The 16,381-nt window shown below is 28.6% G+C and carries 13 protein-coding genes and 1 pseudogene; all 14 read left to right on the forward strand.

All coding sequences use genetic code 4. The annotated features are described in order from the left end of the window. Positions 1-5: 5 nt before the first annotated feature. The gene (srlD, locus tag SCLAR_RS00665) at positions 6-764 is read left to right on the forward strand and encodes a sorbitol-6-phosphate dehydrogenase (RefSeq protein ID WP_100254028.1); all 759 of its coding nucleotides are present in this window, start codon (positions 6-8) and stop codon (positions 762-764) included. Then, the gene (locus SCLAR_RS00670; protein WP_100254029.1) at positions 764-1,180 is read left to right on the forward strand and encodes a PTS mannitol transporter subunit IIA; all 417 of its coding nucleotides are present in this window, start codon (positions 764-766) and stop codon (positions 1,178-1,180) included. The genes srlD and SCLAR_RS00670 overlap by 1 nt, the downstream gene beginning before the upstream one ends. Further along, the gene (locus tag SCLAR_RS00675) at positions 1,180-2,292 is read left to right on the forward strand and encodes a mannitol dehydrogenase family protein (protein WP_100254030.1); all 1,113 of its coding nucleotides are present in this window, start codon (positions 1,180-1,182) and stop codon (positions 2,290-2,292) included. The genes SCLAR_RS00670 and SCLAR_RS00675 overlap by 1 nt, the downstream gene beginning before the upstream one ends. Before the next feature lie 187 nt (positions 2,293-2,479). Next, positions 2,480-3,181 (forward strand): type 2 periplasmic-binding domain-containing protein, encoded by a 702-nt coding sequence (locus SCLAR_RS00680; protein ID WP_100254031.1) that lies wholly within the window; start codon positions 2,480-2,482, stop codon positions 3,179-3,181. Further along, a complete protein-coding gene (locus SCLAR_RS00685) occupies positions 3,094-4,230 on the forward strand; it encodes a hypothetical protein (protein WP_100254032.1) in 1,137 nt (378 codons plus the stop codon). Before SCLAR_RS00680 ends, SCLAR_RS00685 begins: the two co-directional genes overlap by 88 nt. After that, positions 4,214-5,671: a carbohydrate ABC transporter permease gene (locus SCLAR_RS00690; RefSeq protein ID WP_100254033.1), complete on the forward strand. Its 1,458-nt coding sequence runs from the start codon at positions 4,214-4,216 to the stop codon at positions 5,669-5,671. The genes SCLAR_RS00685 and SCLAR_RS00690 overlap by 17 nt, the downstream gene beginning before the upstream one ends. Beyond that, positions 5,671-6,642, forward strand: a complete 972-nt coding sequence (locus tag SCLAR_RS00695) for a sugar ABC transporter permease (protein WP_100254034.1) — start codon at positions 5,671-5,673, stop codon at positions 6,640-6,642. The genes SCLAR_RS00690 and SCLAR_RS00695 overlap by 1 nt, the downstream gene beginning before the upstream one ends. 3 nt (positions 6,643-6,645) lie before the next feature. Continuing rightward, complete coding sequence (locus SCLAR_RS00700) at positions 6,646-7,215, forward strand: hypothetical protein (RefSeq protein ID WP_100254035.1); 570 nt, start codon at positions 6,646-6,648, stop codon at positions 7,213-7,215. A 112-nt stretch (positions 7,216-7,327) separates the two neighbouring features. Continuing rightward, positions 7,328-8,443 (forward strand): DUF1189 family protein, encoded by a 1,116-nt coding sequence (locus SCLAR_RS00705; protein ID WP_100254036.1) that lies wholly within the window; start codon positions 7,328-7,330, stop codon positions 8,441-8,443. Positions 8,444-8,454: 11 nt separating this feature from the next. Further along, a pseudogene (locus SCLAR_RS07335) lies at positions 8,455-9,570 on the forward strand (ABC transporter ATP-binding protein); the annotation flags it as partial. 859 nt (positions 9,571-10,429) lie between these two features. Beyond that, positions 10,430-13,108: a glycoside hydrolase family 38 N-terminal domain-containing protein gene (locus SCLAR_RS00715; RefSeq protein ID WP_169921828.1), complete on the forward strand. Its 2,679-nt coding sequence runs from the start codon at positions 10,430-10,432 to the stop codon at positions 13,106-13,108. 526 nt (positions 13,109-13,634) lie between these two features. Then, on the forward strand, positions 13,635-14,564 hold the full coding sequence (locus tag SCLAR_RS00720) for a lipoprotein (protein ID WP_100254039.1): 930 nt from the start codon (positions 13,635-13,637) through the stop codon (positions 14,562-14,564). 42 nt (positions 14,565-14,606) lie between these two features. Then, positions 14,607-14,858: a hypothetical protein gene (locus SCLAR_RS00725; protein ID WP_100254040.1), complete on the forward strand. Its 252-nt coding sequence runs from the start codon at positions 14,607-14,609 to the stop codon at positions 14,856-14,858. 44 nt (positions 14,859-14,902) lie between these two features. Continuing rightward, positions 14,903-16,342, forward strand: coding sequence for a lipoprotein (locus SCLAR_RS00730; protein WP_100254041.1), 1,440 nt, complete (start codon positions 14,903-14,905; stop codon positions 16,340-16,342). The last annotated feature ends 39 nt before the right edge of the window (positions 16,343-16,381 follow it).

Genomic DNA, 16,381 nt, shown 5'->3' on the forward strand with positions numbered 1-16,381 from the left:
AATTTGTGAAAAAAAATGTCTTAATTGCTGGGGGTGCAAAAAGTTTAGGAAAATTTCTAGCTTTAAAATTCCTAAGTAAAGATTATCAAGTTATTGTCCTGGACAATAATGCAAAAAATTTGAAAATTTTAAAAACTGAAAATCCAAAAATAGCAACTTATGATTGTGATTTAACTTCTGAACAATCTGTTGCAAGTGCATTTAAATCAATTAGTGCCACTTTTCAAACATTAGATATTGTGGTTTATAATGCTGGTTATGCAGTTTCAAAAATGATTACTGAGTTTGAAACTGCTTGATTTGAAAAATGTTGACAAATCAATCTCTTGGGTTATTTTTTAGTAGCAAAATATAGTGCTCAAATTATTATTCAAAACAAAACTAAAGGAAGTATTATTCAAATTAATTCAAAATCAGGAAGAGTGGGGTCCAAACATAATTCAGGATACTCAGCTGCAAAATTTGGTGGGGTTGGATTAACTCAAAGTCTAGCATTAGACCTTGCTCCACACAACATCAGAGTTAATGCTTTAATGTTAGGAAACTTATTAGACTCAGAAATGTTTGAATCTTTAGTACCTCAATATGCAAAAAAATTAAATATTCCTGAGGATCAAGTAAAACAATATTACATTGATAAAGTTCCACTAGCTAGAGGATGCAGTTTTGATGATGTGTTTAATGTTTTAGAATTTTATTCTTCTGATAAAGCAAGTTATTGTACTGGTCAATCAATAAATATTACAGGAGGCCAAGTAATGTAATGTCAAACCTTAATATTAAATTAGATTGTCAATTTAAAAATAAAACTGAAGCACTTGAAAGTGTTTTAAAAACAATGAGCAATTCAGAGGTACCTCAAAAATATCTTGATTCAATTTTTGAAAGAGAAAAACAAGCAAGTTTTAATTTAGGAAACCAAATTGCAATTCCACATGGAACTTATGAAGCAAGTAAGTTGCTGACTGAATCTAAAATGTTTTTTTGACATTTAAAAAACCCAATTCTTTGAGATGAAAGCGAAGTTAGTTTAATTATTGCACTTGCTTTGGTTGGAGACCAACAACTTGAAACTTTACAAAACATTGCAATTAATTCAATGAATGAAACAGCATTTACAGAGTTGTTAACAAATCCTACCATTGTAAAGGTTAATGCTTTTTTAGAGGGGGAATTATAATGAAAGTAGTTCACTTTGGTGCTGGAAATATTGGTAAGGGTTTAATTTTACCAATTTTAAAAGCTTCACCTCAAATAAAAGAATTTATTTTTGTTGACAATGATCAAAACTTAGTTGATCATCTAAAAACAAAGAGACAAATTAATCTAGAGTTATTCACAAAAGATGCAAAAGAAGATTTAAAACTAACTAACTTTCAAATAATTTCAAGTTCAGAGTTATTTACCCAAGAAGGAAAAACTTTAATTCAAGATGTTGATATCATTACAACTTCAGTTGGACAAGTTAATTTGAGTAAAATTGTTGATAGTGTAAAACATGTAATTTCAATTAATGAAAAACCAAAAATCATAATTTGTTGTGAAAATGGTAACAGAGTTAGTTCATATTTCAAAGAATTATTACAAGTAAATGATGAAAAGATTAGTTTTGTAGATTGTATTATCGATAGAATTATACCAAATCAAAATTTCTTAACTGCAAATACACTATTTGCAGAAAAATATTACACTTGAATATGTGACAATTTACAGTGACCTCAAACTTTTTCAAAAATTCAAGGGTTAACTTATGTTGAAAACCTTGAAAATGAAATTGAAAAAAAATTATGCTTATTAAATGGAGTTCACTGTGCCATTGCATGGTATCAATTTAATCAAGACAACTTTGAAGTTGTCAAAACTGTTTATGAAGCTTTGCAAAATTCTAAAACTTTAGAATTTATAGATCAGTACATTGATGAAATTGCTTGTGCAATTTCAGATAACAATCAAACATTAAAGCTGCAACTAAAAGAATTTGGTGAAAAAACAATTGAAAGATTTTTAAATAAAAAGATTGATGATAATTTAGATCGAGTTGGTAGAAACCCTTTATCAAAATTAACATTTAATGAAAGAATCTTCACACCATTACTGCTAGCCATTTCAAAAAACACAAAGAGAGAAGCAATGTTAAAAGTTCTAAAATCTGGAATTTGTTATTGAAACAAAACAGATCCTCAAAGTGTAGAAATGAAAATGATTGTTTATGGACAAGGTCTAAAAGATTTATTCATAAATAAATTTGGTCTAAGTGTTGAAATTTCAAACCTACTAATTGCTGAATTATAGTAAAGCAAACCTGATTTTAATCCCAATATTTATTGGGATTTTTTTATTGAAACCCAAACACCATTAATAGGCATTTTTTTACAAAAAATATCAATTTGGAATGACATTCCAATAATTAATTCCATTTTTTGTTCAAATAATTATAAAATAAAAATGCGAATTGATATTCGGTAGAAAGAGGTATCGAATGAAAAAATTATTGAAGCTATTTTTTTCATTAACAATTACTACCCCAGCTGCATTAACTGTAGCTTGTGGTGGTGATAACAGAGCAGATACATTAACCATTTATGCTGATGGTGAAAATGATGCAAAAGCTCTACAAATTATTGGTGAAGACTTTTTAAAAGAATATGGTTTAGATGGATTTAAAATAAAATCTCAACCAGTTGATATGAAAAGTATTTCATCACTGATGGTAAGTAACCCAAGAATGGTAAAAACCGACTTATACAACATGCCACATGACTACATTGGAAACTTGCACAGTACAAAAGCTATGACTAATTTAAATGACATTAAATTAGATGGTACAGCCAGCAAAGATTTAAGTGGTTTGGGAGTTAAAATCGAAGATAAAAAAATGATCGCCCCAAATGGTAAAGTTATGGCAACAGAATGGGGAGATTTTGTTGACACAGTAAAAGCAGCATGAAATAGTGCTGATGATGACACTTATGGAAAACCAGTAAGTAAAACTGCAATTGATGACATTGCAATTTATGAAAACCAACAAGGAAAAAATGTAGATTTGATTATATCTGACCATCAACATTCCAAACTAACATGACAGAAATTAACATGAAAAAAATGGGAGACTTACAAAAAGCAATTCCAACTGCAGAAGTTGATTCTAATGGTGCATTTAATTTTGATGCTCGTGAATTAATCACAAAACAAGTAGAGTCAGGTAAGTTTACAGCAACATCAGCATCTCAAAGACAGTGAAACAATGAGCTCTTTTTTAATGACTTTAAAGCAGACTTTGTAACTTCTGCCTTCTTAATGGAATTACCAAAAATTGAAGTTGAAGGGCAACCAGGTGAATACTACACAAAAGATCAAATTAAAGTTCTTGACTCATCAGGTGATGCTTTTTATGATGTAATAAAAGGAAAATCAAGTGAATACTTGCGTAAAGAGTTTGAAAAACATTGAACAGATATTTTCAATTGATTAATTGACAACTACTATTCAAAAAATAGAGAATTACCTGACTATGAAGCCAATGCAAAAATTTTAAAAGGTGAATTTGGTAAAGGAAACTTATTCTTGTGAAACACTGCAACTTGAGATATGTCAGGAGCAGCAAAAGAGTTTAAACCACATGGTTCATTAACTGATGGAAATGGTAATGTTGAACTAAAATACGGACAAGCCATCAAATGAAATCAAGAAAATGAGTCAAATCCATTGATGATGATTGGTGGATTGGGAACTTATCAACTTGCAAAACATAAAGAAATTTCAATGGCATTCTTGCAATACCTTGCAAGAAAAGAATCAAGTTATACTTGAATGAAAAACTCAAGAGGTATGATGTTTGACTCTTCATCATTTGAAACAATTGAAACTGAATTAGATGCAATTGTTAATGATGAATCATTAACTGAAGATCAAAAAAATCAAAAACTTAAAGAATTCTTTGATCCAATTGATGTTGACAAACCCTATATTGACACTGAATATGTTGAATATTGAGTTAGCGGAATGAAACAAGCAATCATTAATGCTGAACAAGGAACAATTATTCCTTCATATCCAGCATGAACAAGTTTTTTAGGTGAATTTTCATCAGCAATTAGTGCTCTATATGCTGCTACAAAAACAAATAAACTTGATGATTTTAAAGCAACAAATGTTAAATCTTATGTAGAAAGATGAGTTAAAGCACTTGACCCTAAATCATCAAGTGGATGAAATGATGAATACCAGTAGTTCAGATAAAAAAGGTTTTTTAAACTTTTATGAAAAATTAAGTCCAGGAAGGAAAATTTGATTTGGTTTAATTCCTGGATTTGGTCAAGTCCTAAACAAGCAATATGTAAAAGCAGCCTTTGTGGTTGCAATTGTTGCTATATTATCAGTGTTTGTGGCGATTTATTCAGCTCCCAACATTAGTACAATGTTTGTAAGAGGACTTGATCATTCTCAAACTGGTGCTTTAGGGTATGATGGTTGAACTGAAAGTTCAAAAGAAATTTATGATAAAGTAACTTCTTGAATTGGAAATCAAGGAGGAATTATGTTTGATAACTCACTTGAAATTTTAGTTAGAGGAATATTTTCAATTTTTCTAATTATTTTTCTTGTGGCAGCATACTTAATTCAAATGTATGATGTAAAAAGAGCTGCATTTTTGATTGAATTCAATGAAATGCCCAGTGATTTTAAAGATAAATTTAAAATCATTAAAGAAAAATCATTCCCATACTTACTGTTGATTCCAGCAGTAGTAATTTCAATTTTCTTTATTTTTACACCTGTTTTATTTACAGTTATGATCTCGCTCACTTCATATTCAGGAGAAAATAAAACTCCTGCAGTATTAATTGGTTGAGTTGGTTGGTTTAACTATAAGAAAATGTTTACAAGTGACATTTTTGGAAAAGCATTTTTGGTTGTTTTACAATGAAATATTATTTGAACTTTATTGGCAACAACTTTGCAAATTTCATTGGGAATGTTAATAGCAGTTATTTTAAACAAAAAATTTATCAAAGGTAAATTAGAATTTAAAATTATCTTTTTGCTACCTTATGCAATTCCGGCATTTTTATTAATCATGTCTTTTAAAGGTTTTTTCAATCCAACTTATGGAGCTATGAACAATATGATTTTAAAGATGTTTGGAATGACAGATCCTCAAAAAATCCAATGGTTAGCAGAAGGAACATTTACTAAGATGGCTTTAATTATGATTCAAACTTGATTAGCCTTCCCATTTATTTTCTTATTAACAACTGCTGTTTTACAATCTGTTCCTCAAGATTTATATGAGGCTGCAGATATTGATGGAGCAAAAGGTAGACATAAGTTTAGTAAAATTACACTACCAATGGTCTTTTTAACCACTGGTCCAATTTTAATTATGCAGTACACCGGAAACTTCAACAACTTTGGAGTAATATACTTATTCAATCAAGGCGGCCCGGCATTTTTAGATACAAGTTTAAGGGCATCATATGCTGGTCAAACTGATATATTACTTTCATGAATTTATAACTTGGTTGGGTTAAATGATGTCAATGCAAATTCCCAAGCTGCAGAATATGCACTTGGGGCAGCAATTGGCATTTTCTTAGCAATATTCTTAATGGTAATTGGGGTAATCCAATTTACTAAATCAAGATCATTTAAAGAAATGGATATGATGTAATGGAAAAATTAAAATATTTTATTAGTAATGCTCTCAAGTTAGATGATTCAAAAGAAATCAGAAAACAATACTATAAAAAAGTTGGAGCAAAAACACCAATTGTTTTATTGCACTATTTATTCTTATTTATAATGGTAGCAATTGTAATTTACCCAATTTTATTTGTTATTGGTTCAGCTTTTACTCCTGGAAAATATCCAGATACCCAAAGTTGATGACCAGATAATGCCAGTTGAGAACATTTTTCTTACTTGCTAAGTAACCCAAGCAAGTATCCTTTTGTATCATGAATGCTAAATACTTTGTTTGTGGCATTATTTACAATTATTTTACAAGTTATTTTTACTCTTTTTTCAGGTTATGCTTACTCAAGATTTAACTTTAGAGGAAAAAAACATGCTTTAATTTTACTACTAGTAATTCAAATGGTCCCTACAGTGGCTGCACTAACTGCTTCAATTACTTTATATGACTATTTTTCAAGATTATTTAATCCTACCAATAGTGAAGCAGTGGCAAAATATGTAGCTTACTTATTTTTAGCTTTTGCTTATGCTGGGGGTGCTATACCTTGAAATACTTATTTATTAAAAGGTTATTTAGATTCAATTCCAAGAGATTTAGATGAAGCTGCAAAAATTGACGGAGCAGGTAACTTTAAAATTTTGTGGAAAATAATTATTCCACTTGCCAAACCTATTTTAGCAATTCAAGCACTATGAGCATTTATGGCTGGTTTTTCTGAGTTTATTTTATCAGGAGTTATTTTACAAGCAGCTACAAGTAGTGTGACTGATTGAACAGTCCCAATGGGACTAAGAGTCTTATTAATGGGAGGGTATTACGGTGAGTCTCAAGAAACGACTTATAATGCAGGATCACTAATGATTGCTGTGCCATTTGTACTTTTATTTATGGCACTTAATAAACAAATCACTAGTGGTTTGGTGCAAGGAGGTTCAAAAGGTTAGGATATGTTAAAAAAAACCTTTGCAACATTACTCTTATTGGTTTCTTTTCTGTGCCAATATATTATTATGCACATTCCTTTCTTTCAACCAGTTTTGATTGTGGGAATTCCAATTTACTTGGCAGTTCAAGCTTGAATGTTAAAAGTATTTGATTTTTATGAAAACATTTTCATAAATGTAATAGCAAATGCAGCCTTTTTAATCCTAATTAGTTGTTTTCAACTGATACAAAAAGGAGATTTTTGGTGGTATTTTAAAGATAGAATAGATTTAACAACTTTTATTCTTATTTACTGAGCTTTGTCTTCAAGTATGTACTTTGGACTATTGTTTGAGCATTGGTTTGCCAAGGCTCTGGTACCATTTTTAATTCAAATTGTTATTTGTTTAATCTTATGATTAGTTGCTTACTTTAATTTTTCTTGAATTGATGCAAATAACCAAATCATTAAAGTCAAATGATGAACAGTTTGAGTTGCCCTCACCTCAATTGCAATTGTGTTTTGGTTCAATTTAACTATTGTCAAGTGAATGAACAAAAGCATTAAAATTAACAAAAAGGAGGTGCAATAATGTTTGGATTATCATTTTCAAAAGAAACTACAATTTTTTGAACAATTGTTTTTGCACTAATAATTATAATCTTAATTATTTTTGGAGTCCTTTTAGGAGTAGGTGCGATTTAATGAAAAATTGATTTAGGAATTTTGTGAAAACATTTTACAGCCCAACTGCTATCATTGACACAAAGTACATTAAATGATATTGAAATATTTTATATATTGTTGTTTTTACTTTAACTCTAGTTAGTTTTTGGGTGCTGATTTTATGATTTAATACCTGAAACATGTCAAACCTTATTGCTTTAGGAAAACAATTGCCTCAATATGAAATAAACCAACAAGGTTTATTAATAAAAAAAGAAAGCTCTGATGAAGAAATTAATTCATTCTCATATATGTCTGAACTTATTAAAGTCAGATTTATCTCAGATCCAAATAACTTAAATGAATTACAAAGTTATTATTGAGGAAATCAAGGCATAGTGATTTCTGAAAATCAAATTTATGATCAAGTTGATGAGAAATTAGTGGATCGAATGAAGATTTTTTTAGGAGAGAATTCAAAAGTCGATACCGAAAATTTAAAGCTAGATTATTTTATTGGTGATCAAGAAATTAATAGAACAGATTTAGTTTACAATGAAAAATATCAATTACATTTTAATTATGTTGAAGATTATGAAGCCAAACAATTTAAGTTAGACTTCACAATTTACAATCATGAAGATTTAAGAAAAGATGCTGTTGATGAAAATATCTTCATCTTTAATGAAAAATCAATGGTAATTAAAACAAATAATTACTCAAAATATTTTAAACCAGTTCCATATTTGGAATCAAAGTTAGTCAATTATGATTTGAGTACCAAATCTGATTGAAGAAAAATGATTAATTTTTTTATGGATATCACTAAGTATGATTGACTACCAATGGTTACCTTAATGTTTTACTTAACAATTTTTGGCTACTTACTTGTCTACATTGTTTTGTTTGCTTTTATCAGCTGGTTAATTTGCAAGTTTGCAAAAAGAAGTTTAAGTTTTTTTGGATGTTGTGCTATAACAACATACAGCATGAATTGCCCAAGTATTGTGGCAATACTAGTTTCAATACTTTTTAAATTTAATATTCTCTATGGTTTATTGATCTTAGCAATTGGAGGGTTATTATTTTCCTTCCTGGTTTTATTCATATACTTTAGAGGTAAAAAAACAAAAGATATTAAATTTGTATTATAGAAAGGTAAAAAATGTCAAAGTTAAAATTAAAAAATATAAATAAAGTCTATCCCAATGGAGTTCATGCAGTTTGTAATTTCGATGTAGAAATTGCTGACAAAGAATTTATTGTTTTAGTAGGACCAAGTGGATGTGGAAAATCTACAGTCTTACGTATGATTTCTGGTTTAGAAAATATTAGTCGAGGTGAATTTTGAATTGATGACTTAGTTGTTAACTTAATTTCACCAGCAGACAGAGACATCTCAATGGTTTTTCAAAGTTATGCTTTGTATCCCCATATGACTGTCTATGACAATGTTGCATTTTCTTTAAAATTAAGAAAATATGATAAGTTTACAATTAGTGATAAAGTTAATGGTGCTGCTAAAAAATTAGGGCTATCTCATTTACTTTCAAGAAAACCAAAAGAATTATCTGGAGGTCAACGTCAAAGAGTTGCCCTAGCAAGATCAATTGTTAGAAAACCAAAAATATTTTTAATGGATGAACCATTAAGTAACTTGGACGCAGCCTTGCGTCAAGAAATGAGAATCATGATTAAAAATTTACATAGAGATTTAAAAACAAATATTATTTATGTAACTCACGATCAAATTGAAGCCATGACAATGGCTGACAGAATTATTGTTATGAATGATGGTTTTGTCCAACAAGTTGGAAAACCAGATGAAATCTTTTTAAAACCAGCTAATTTATTTGTCGCAAAATTTATAGGTACTCCCCAAATTAATTTAATAAAAGGAACCTATGCTAAAGGTGTCTTTGCTGGTTGTGGATTTAATTTTTCAGTACCAAAAGTTATGATGAGTAAGTTAGATGTTTATGAAAATAAAGAAATTATTTTAGGAGTTCGTCCAACTGATATTCAGTTTAATGAAGCTACAAAATTAACTTATCCAGAAACAGTATTTAAATTAAAAATTTCAAATGAAGAAGTTATGGGTTCAGAAGTTAACTTGTTTGGAGTTAATACAAAAGATGAAACAACTAACAAAAAAATCTTAACTGTAAAAATTCCTTTTTATGAATATTCAATTATGAATAAAAGTGGAACCAAAGAAATTGAATTTGCTATTGACTTAAACAAAATTCATTTCTTTGATCCAGTTTCACAGTTAAATATAACTGTTGAAAATAATTTAGAAACTAAAAAAGCAATTCAAAACTTTACAGAGAATGAAAAAATTAGAAATACTCGTTCATCATTGATGAACTTGCAAAAATACAGAGATGCAAGTAAATTAAAATTAAGTCAAATTTACTCTAACTTTACTAAACTAGAAAATACTGAACATGATAAAGCAAAACTAGAATATCAAAAATCAAAACTTGAACTACAATTAACTAAGGATAATAAAAATAACAGTAAAATTGAAAAAAATATTTCAAATTTAAATACAAAAATTTCAAAAGTTGAAGATACTATAAGTCACTTACAAAAAAAACAAGAGCATATTCAAAGTATTAAGTTTGCTCAAAGTGATTTAAGAAAATACTATGATGAGAAAATTATTTACAATAATTTCTTATTAGAGTCAAAGCTTAATAGTAAAAATTATGATAAATTAAAATCTGCTGTTCTGAAAAAGAATCATGATTTAGAATTTAAAAAATCATTAATCTTTAATGATGCCAAAATTCCAAAATTTTCTGCAAGATTTTTAATCTCACCAAAATTAAATAGAACTAGAAAATTAGCAATTCAAGATTCAATTGGTTTTAATTTAATTAAAGCTAATGCAAAATTAAAAACTGAGTTAAAAGAAACTCTTAAAGAAAATAAAGTCTATAAAAATGCAAAACTAAATGAAGAAAATATTAACAAGAGCGATGCCATGAAAATCATTGATGAGTTCAATGCAAAAAACAAAGCAGCTAAAGAAAAATATTTAAAAACAAAAAATGAAAACATTTCAAAATTTATTGAAATGAAAATTGAATATACTAAAAAAATAAATGCTATGAAAGAAAAGGAAAGTAAAAATGTCTAGCAAGAAATTGAAAATATATTTTGTACCGCATACTCATTGAGATAAAGAATGATACTTCACAAAAGAAGCATCATCAGTATTTTTAGTCGACAACATTGCCAAACTAAAAGAAATTGCTGATAACAGTGATTCATTTTCACATCATATTTATGATAGTCAGTTATCAATTGTTGATGACTATCTAGAGTTTTATCCTGAAGACTATAAACATATTAAGAGATTAATTACTGAAAAGAAACTAATTGTCGGACCATGATATTCACAACCTGATATGTTTTCAACATCAGGAGAGTCATTAATCCGGAACCTAAGTTATGGAAAACATTTTGCCAAAGAATTAGGTTTTACAGCAAAACAAGCTTACACCCCAGACTCATTTGGTTTTAATTCTAATTTACCCCAAATTTTAAAACACAATGACTGTGATGCCATCATTCAGTGAAGAGGTGTTGATGACAGCCACATTGGTGCTGATGTTTTTAATAAATGAACAGGAATTGATGGATCACAAGTTTATCTTTATAACTTATTTAAATATGGTTATGGTTTAACTTACTGAGCTTTTAATTCTGTTTATAAAAATTGAGATGCTTCAAACATGCGTGAACTTGCCAAAGAATATTTAGCAAAATTTAAAGATGGTTCACGTGATGATTTAATTAATTTGAAAAAAAGAAACAAGTCAAACATGTTATGTTTCCCATTTGGTTCAGACCAAAGTCCAGTCATTGAATGGCTACCAATTTTTATAAAATATTTAAATGAACTTGATGATGAAAATGAATGGATCTTAAGTTATTATGATAATTTTATTGCTGACTTAATAAAAAATTATGATGCAGAAATTAATGAAATTCAAGGTGAATTAAAATATGGTAAATATTCAAGAACTCACCGAACAATTGGTTCATCAAGATATGATATAAAAAGTTTAAACAAACATGCTGAAAATCTTTTATATAATGTTGCTGAACCTTTAGGAATTTTATACCACCAGTTTACAGGCAAATACCCAACAAAAATTTATCAAAAAGCATTGAGATTACTGCTAGAATCACATGCCCATGACAGCCTTGGAGGTAGTTGTACCGATGAGGCTAATGGAGAAGTTTTAAATAGAATTAAAAAAGCAATCTTCATGTTAGAATCTCAAAACACTTTAATTAAAAAGAGAATTGTAGAATACCTTAATTTAGAAAAAAATGATCTATTAATTTTTAACTTGTTACCTTATGAGAGAAATGTTTCAACAAAAATAAAAGTTGTTACAAAGTCAAAAGTTTTTAAAATAATGTCTGGAGCTAAAGAACTTGATTATGCTTTAGTCGACAGTGATTATTTTGACAGAAGTAATTTTATCATCTCAACTGATTCTCAAATTAAAAATGATGCATCAGAAAAAGGATTTTATGTTCACAATGTAAATCTAAACTCAGTGATAATTCCTGGAGTTAGCTATAAAATTTTACAAGTAGTTGAAGATGAAGAAAAACCATTTAAAAATATTTTAAGAAAAAAACATGTTACAAATTCAATTAGTAATAGTTTTTATGATGTAAAGTTTATCAATAATGTTTTTGAAATTACTGATAAAAGTAAAAATAAAAAATATGATTTGTATTTAGAAGCAACTCAAGATGCTGGTGACACTTATGACTTTTCACCAAAAATTGGTGCTCAAGAAATTATGGCACCCAAGTCAGCAAAATGTCTTACTGAAAGTGATACTCAAGTTTCAAAACTTGTAACTTCATTACAATATAGCGTTAATGAAGATTTAAATTCAAAAGTAAAAATCACTCAAGCAGTTAAAGTGACAATCGCAATAATTAATGAAACTATTAATTTTAAAATTAATATGAAAAATGAAGCCAAAGACATTCGTTGAAGATTTGTTTTAAATACAAATCAAAGCAATAAAACTTCATTTGCAGATCAAGCTTTGTCACTGATTGAAAGACCAGTTTTTGAAACTGAAAAAATGCAAATTTGAGAAGCAGAGAAATGAAAAGACATGCCAGTTGCAATTGAAAACTTTTCAAAATTTGTTTATGTAAAAACTGATAACAACAAAATTATTGGAGTTAAAAGTAATGACTTAAATGAATATGAATTAATTGGTGAGAAATTTGATAAACTTGCTCTAACATTGTTTAGGGGGGTATCATTAATTGGGCGCAGAGATCTCTTGTTTAGACCTGGTCGAGCTAGTGGGATTAATGATTACCCACATGCAACACCAGAAAGTAATTTAAATAAAGAACTAAAATTTGAATTTGATTTATTGTTAAATAAAGATTTTGATGCTAACCAAATTTATGATTCACTATCATATGCAGATTTTTATCAAAATCAAAATATTTCAGATTACTTATGAATTGGACAAACTTTTTGAAGAGCAAAAGTTGCTTGCAAAAATAACCAACCAGCACCACTAAATATCTTTAAAAATGTTCCAACTGGAGTTGTTGTTTCTGCATTGAAACTTTCATATGATGAAAAACACATAATTTGCAGGATTGCAAATTTAAGTGAAAATGATTTTAACTTAAAAAATCATCTAAATGATTATGAGTTATTTGAAACTAATGCTCTTGAAAAAGAACAAAGTCAAGTAACTGAGATCTTAAAGAAAAATGAAATTAAAACACTAATAGTTAAATTAAAATAGACCTTCAGGGGTCTATTTTTTTTACAACACCAAATGTGGGAATATCATTCTCCAAAAATTTTTGACTTTACGGTAAAAAATTATAAAATTTTATTGAGGGTAAAACCCCAAAAATAGAAAATAAATGAAATTGTTAAATTACTAGTTAGATAATTTAACATATTGAATTATAGATCTTTTCAATTATTATAGTCAAAGTTGTTTACTAAACAATGCAAAAGTTACTGCTAATTCAAATTGAGTTGAGTTGGTTAAAAATGTTACAAAGCTAATAATTTATTGAATATTTTAAATATATAAGTGGTGACTTGTAAAATTGAGCAACCTTTAATGAAGGGGATTTGCAAGAGATCTATTAGAAAGTTAGAAAAATAAGTTTTATCAAAATTGAAGAGTGATTAAAGAATTATCTTTGAACTATGCAGCATGTTACATAAGATAGTCTTTAACAAAGAACTACAATCTTTAAAAATATTAAATATTGTAAAACATAGTATAAAGAAAGCAAAAAGAGAGGGATAAAATTATGAAAAGACTATTAGGATTATTAGCAGCAACAGGATTAGTTGCAAGTACAAGCATAACGGTTGTTGCATGTAGTGACAATGATGAGGTGGTAATATTTGATTCCATTGAATTATCAAATGAAAAATTATCAACAGATGTTAAAAATATTACAATTGCTGAATTTATTGAAGGGAAGGACAGTTTAATATTTGAATCAAATGCAGCAACAGGAAAGTCAATTATTACTACCAGTCAACTTACTAAATTCAATGCTAGCACTTTAAAAACAGATGTTAAAATTGGTTTAAAAGAAATTACAACAGCACTTGCACAAGACATAAATGAGGAAATAACTATAAAATATGAAAATACAGTTTTAGGAAAAATTGTAGTTAAAATTAAATCGGGAACAACAAATCTTGAAGCACCACAAGTTCCAACAATTAATTTGGTTGGTGCTGAGAATGTTTCAATTGATCTTATTAATGAGAATAAAGTTAAAGCTGTAACGATTTCAAATCACACTGAATTAGGAAAAATCTTAGTTACTTCTAATAACACAGATGTAGCTTCAGTATCTGAATCTGCAGGAACAATTACACTAACTGGAGTTGGTGTTGGAAGTGCTAAAATTACAGTTTCATCATCAGTGGATGGAGTGTTGGATGTGTTTTTCAATGTTCAAATTTTGGATAGCACTCAAATACCAATACCTGAAATCATTCTAGATGGAGCTGAAGATGTAAAAATTAATTTGAGTAGTGAAGACAAAACTAAAACTGTAGTAATTTCAAATTACACTGAATTAGGTGAAATCTTAGTTACTTCTAATAACACAGACATAGCTACAGTTAGCGAATTTGCAGGAACAATTACACTAACTGGAGTTGGTGTTGGAATCACAGAAATTATAGTTTCATCTTCAATTGGAGAAATACAAAATAAGTAATTTTCAATTGAAGTTTTTGAAAATACTACACCCAAAATTATTTTGGCAGGCGCTGAAAATATTGAAATAGTTTCATCAAGTGAAGACAAAACTGCTATTGTTACAATTTTGAATTATGAAAATTTAGGAGAGATCAGCGTTGGATCTTTATCAATGTTCATAGCAAGTGCTGAGTATGATGACAATGGTGTAATCACTATTACAGCAGGGTTTTCTACTGGAGATGCAGAAATTGTTGTTCAATCATCACTTGATGAAGTTGAAAATGTATCATTTAATGTAAAAGTAATTTAAAACAATAATTTAAGAACCAAAATTAATGAGAGAAGGTTAAAAATATGAAAAAACTATTAACTTTATTAGCCGCAGTTGGGTTAACAACAGCAACCTCAAATGGTGTTATTGCATGTAAAGGATCAATTTTAAAAAATCTCGAAGTTGATTCAGATCTTGCAATTGCAGTTAGAAACTATTTAATTAGTGACAATGTCTTAGGGCACACTGATGTGTTGCTGGCTGAAAAGAATTCAGAACAAATTAAATTGCTATCTGAAAAAATTATTGACCTTTTAAAAGCAAAAGAAAATTTAAAGTTAGATTTTGAAGGAGAAAGTGTTGAAATAAAAGTAGCTTCATTTGTATTGGTTGATGGTCAAATCATTGTGGAAGTTAATAAAGAAAACACTAAAAAAACAATTGGTTTTAGTCTTGAAAATATTCCAGCACTTAACTTTGTTGAAGTAAACAAATTAAATGGAAGTGAAATGATTAGAACCAATACTGAAATTAGTGCCAAAAAATTTAGTATTAAAAAAGAATTAAACTTAAATTCCAATTATGAATCAGAAATATTCTTTGAATCAAATGCAATGATTAGTGGTTCAGGTAAGGGGGTTCAAAAGGTTTCAGGTAAAGTAACAGTTGGAGCCGAATTTATCAGCAGTAGTGCTGAGTTTGATTTAGAAATAAACCTTATAAATTCAATAGACACTTTAGCTGCATTAGTAAAATCTGCTTGAAGTTCAAATACCTATGCAAATGGACTTACAACTTATGATTGAGCAGTTTACGGTTTAATGCCAAGTTCATTGCATGATGCAATTGCTTTGCATACAGGTGATTCATTAACTGGGAAGTACTTATTTAAAAGTGGAAGCGGTTTTGCTTTATATGATGCAAAAACTGAACAACAAGTTACTAACTTTAAAGAAGATGATTACCAATGATTGGTAAATAATTCTGGTAGACTTTATGAATTTGATAATACTAAATATGCAATAGATAAATTTAAAAGTAATAATGGAATGAGTTTCATATATGGAGGAATACTTGCTATTCAACTTGCTGAAGGTGGAATAGAAGCTTTAATGAAAAGAGCAGATAATGCTCAAACAATTGAAGAAGCAAAAGACATTGGTATTGTCGGAGATGCTTTCAATTGAGAAAGAAGACTAAGCGCAGCTCATTGTTTTGCAGATTACTTCAACAAATATGTTCATCAAGGAGAAAAAACAAATCCACTTGATGACACCACAACAATTTATGTTAAAAATAAAGAATTTAGTGTAACACAAGGAAGTAAGACAAGCACTTACACAATAATTGCAGTTGACCCAAAAATTAATGACCCAGAAACAATTGGTTATTATGGCTATAAAGATCAAGGTTTGATCTTTACAGTAATAATGCAACCAATGAAGTGCAATACATGGAAATGTCCATGGATCAATTCTTTGAATTTAATAAACTACATGCAGACACTCCTGCAATGGTTTTAAGTGATTACACAAACTAAATAAAATAGATACACAATATAA

The organism is Spiroplasma clarkii, from assembly GCF_002795265.1.
Classification (GTDB): Bacteria; Bacillota_I; Bacilli_A; order Mycoplasmatales; family Mycoplasmataceae; genus Spiroplasma_A; species Spiroplasma_A clarkii.